We start from the raw sequence: 2,901 nt of genomic DNA on the forward strand, positions 1-2,901 counted from the left end.
CCCGGCGGGACGACGCGACCGCCTGACGAACCCCGCACGATCGGAAAGAGGACATGGAGATGGCAGAGCTGAACGTGGACCTCGTCGCGTCCGACCGCAAGGTCTGGTCCGGCGCGGCGCGCGAGGTGAGCGCCCCGTCCGTCGACGGCCAGGTCGGCATCCTCGCCGGCCACGCCCCGCTCCTCGCGGTGCTGCGCCCGGGCACGGTCAAGGTGTCGACGGCCCACGGGACCGCGGTCGAGGCGCACGTCACCGGCGGCTTCGTCTCCGTCGACGGCAACCTCGTGACGATCGTCGTCGACGAGGTCTCGGAGCTGTCCGGCCGCGAGCCGGCGCTGCGCTGAGGCAGGTGCCGGTGGCGTACGCAGTCTGGACCGCGGTGGCTCTCGTCGTCGCGCTCGGACTGGTGCTCGCCGCCGGCGCCTCCCGCCTGCGGACCCTCTCCCGGAGGGTCGGCTCCTTCCCCTGCCATGCCCGGCCCGCGGACGACCCGCAGGCCGCGTGGATGGTGGGGATCGCCCACTACGCCGTGGGCCGTATCGACTGGTGGCGCGGATGGTCGCTCGCGCCGCGCCCGGCGCGCGTCTGGCGACGCGACGGGCTCTCGATCACCGGACGGGCCCCGCTCGACCAGGCCGGCCAGCCGGACCAGGTGCTGGTGCGCTGCCGCTACGACGGCACCGACTTCGAGCTGCTGATGTCCTCCGGCGCGTACGCCGGGCTCGCGTCGTGGCTCGAGTCCGCGCCCCCGGGGCGCCGCGACCTGGTCCTGTAGAGCACCGCCACAGCACCCGCCACGAACGAAGAGGGGGACCGTGCGTCTCGTCGTCGCCCGCTGCTCGGCCCGATACACCGGCCGGCTCACCGCCCACCTGCCGCTGGCCACGCGGCTCCTCGTCGTCAAGGCGGACGGCAGCGTGCTGCTGCACTCCGACGGCGGCTCGTACAAGCCGCTCAACTGGATGAGCCCGCCGTGCTCGACGGCGGTCGGCGAGCCCGACGACGAGGCGCGGGGGCGCGGCGTCACCCAGGTCTGGACGGTGCAGCACCAGAAGTCCGACGACCGCCTCGAGATCGAGCTGCACGAGGTGGAGCACGACTCCGCCCACGACCTCGGCGTCGACCCGGGCCTCGTGAAGGACGGCGTGGAGGCGCACCTGCAGGAGCTGCTGGCCGCACAGATCCACCTCCTCGGCGCGGGCCACTCCCTCGTGCGCCGCGAGTACATGACGGCGATCGGACCGGTCGACATCCTGGCCCGCGACGCCGCCGGCGCGACCGTGGCGATCGAGCTCAAGCGCCGCGGCGACATCGACGGCGTCGAGCAGCTGACCCGCTACCTCGAGCTCCTCAACCGCGACCCGCTGCTCGCCCCGGTGCGCGGCGTCTTCGCCGCGCAGGAGATCAAGCCGCAGGCGCGCGTGCTCGCGACGGACCGGGGGATCGAGTGCCTGGTGCTCGACTACGACGCGATGCGCGGCGTGGACGACGTGGACTCGCGCCTCTTCTGAGGCCCCCAGGGGTTTGTCAGGAAGGTTTCGCAATCCAATGGCCCTGCGGCAGGATGGGCCCATGAGCGCTGCCACCCCCACGGCCCCTGTCTCCGAGCCCGGCGCGCCGGTCGCGCTGCGCGGCCGCGTCGTGACCCCGCAGGACGACGTCGGAGACGGCGCGGTCGTCGTCGCCGACGGCCTCGTGCGCTGGGTGGGACCGGCCGCGGCGGCCGAGCACGCCGACGCGGAGGTCGCCGCGGCGGTGGCCGCGGCCCCCGCCCCCGAGGCCGGCACCGTGCTGCTGCCCGGCCTCGTGGACCTGCACAACCACGGCGGGGGCGGCGTCGGCTTCCCCGACGCGACGACCGCCGACGACGCGCTGGTCGCGGTGCTCGAGCACCGCCGGCACGGCACCACGACGATGCTCGCCTCCCTCGTCACGGCCGACCGCGAGACCCTGCTGGCCCGGGCGGCCCTGCTCGCCGACCTCGCCGACGCGGGTGAGATCGCGGGGATCCACGCGGAGGGGCCGTTCCTGTCGCACGAGCGGCGCGGCGCGCAGAGCCCTGACGACCTCGTCCCGGGCGACGTCCGCCTCGTGCGCGACCTCGTCGAGGCGTCGCGCGGGCACCTGCGCACCATGACCGTGGCCCCCGAGGTCGACGGCGTGGTCGGGGCCGACGGCGCGGCCGACGCGCTGGTGGCCGCCGGGGTCGTGCCGTCCCTCGGGCACACCGACGCCACCACGGAGCAGGCGGAGGTGCTCGTCGCGCAGGTCGCCGCGGCCCTCGCGGCCGCCGCGGAGGTCGGCGAGGCGCCCGAGCGCGAGATGACGGCCACCCACCTGTTCAACGGCATGCGCCCCCTGCACCACCGGGCGCCGGGGCCGATCGCCGCGTGCCTCGCGGCCGCCGCCCGTGGCCAGCTCGTCGTGGAGCTGATCGCCGACGGCGTCCACCTGGCGCCGGCGACCGTGCGGACGGTCGTGGAGACGGTCGGGGCCGACCGGGTCGCGCTCGTCACGGACGCGATGGCGGCGGCCGGCATGGCGGACGGGACCTACGAGCTGGGACCGATGGCGGTGACCGTGCGCGACGGGGTCGCCCGCCTCACCGACCCGGGCGACCCCGACGGCGGCGCGATCGCGGGCGGCACGGCGCACCTGGTCGACGTCGTGCGCGACACCGTCGCGGCGGGCGTCCCGCTCGTCGACGCCGTGCGCTCCGCGTCCTGGGTCCCGGCGCGCGTGCTGGGCCTCACCGACGTCGGCGGCCTCGTGGTGGGGCGGCGCGCAGACGTCGTCGTCACGGACGGCGACCTGCGCGTGCGGCGCGTGCTGCGCGGCGGCGTCGACGTGCCGCTCGGCTGAGCGCGACCCTCCGCAGCACTGCTCTCCGGCACGCGATCC

The 2,901-nt window shown here is 75.9% G+C and carries 4 protein-coding genes; all 4 read left to right on the forward strand.

Translation table 11 applies throughout. The annotated features are described in order from the left end of the window. Positions 1 to 59 precede the first annotated feature (59 nt). On the forward strand, positions 60 to 344 hold the full coding sequence (locus tag ACFWEK_RS20485) for a F0F1 ATP synthase subunit epsilon (protein WP_380327012.1): 285 nt from the start codon (positions 60 to 62) through the stop codon (positions 342 to 344). 11 nt (positions 345 to 355) lie between these two features. Then, positions 356 to 775 carry a DUF2550 domain-containing protein gene (locus tag ACFWEK_RS20490; RefSeq protein ID WP_430548357.1) on the forward strand — a complete coding sequence of 140 codons (420 nt, stop codon included), beginning with the start codon at positions 356 to 358 and terminating at the stop codon, positions 773 to 775. A 40-nt stretch (positions 776 to 815) separates the two neighbouring features. Beyond that, positions 816 to 1,511, forward strand: coding sequence for an endonuclease NucS (nucS, locus tag ACFWEK_RS20495; protein WP_430548358.1), 696 nt, complete (start codon positions 816 to 818; stop codon positions 1,509 to 1,511). A 61-nt stretch (positions 1,512 to 1,572) separates the two neighbouring features. Next, positions 1,573 to 2,862: an N-acetylglucosamine-6-phosphate deacetylase gene (locus ACFWEK_RS20500; RefSeq protein WP_430555233.1), complete on the forward strand. Its 1,290-nt coding sequence runs from the start codon at positions 1,573 to 1,575 to the stop codon at positions 2,860 to 2,862. Positions 2,863 to 2,901: the final 39 nt, after the last annotated feature.

It is taken from the genome of Isoptericola sp. NPDC060257, from assembly GCF_042726645.1.
GTDB classification, from domain to species: Bacteria; Actinomycetota; Actinomycetes; order Actinomycetales; family Cellulomonadaceae; genus Isoptericola; species Isoptericola nanjingensis.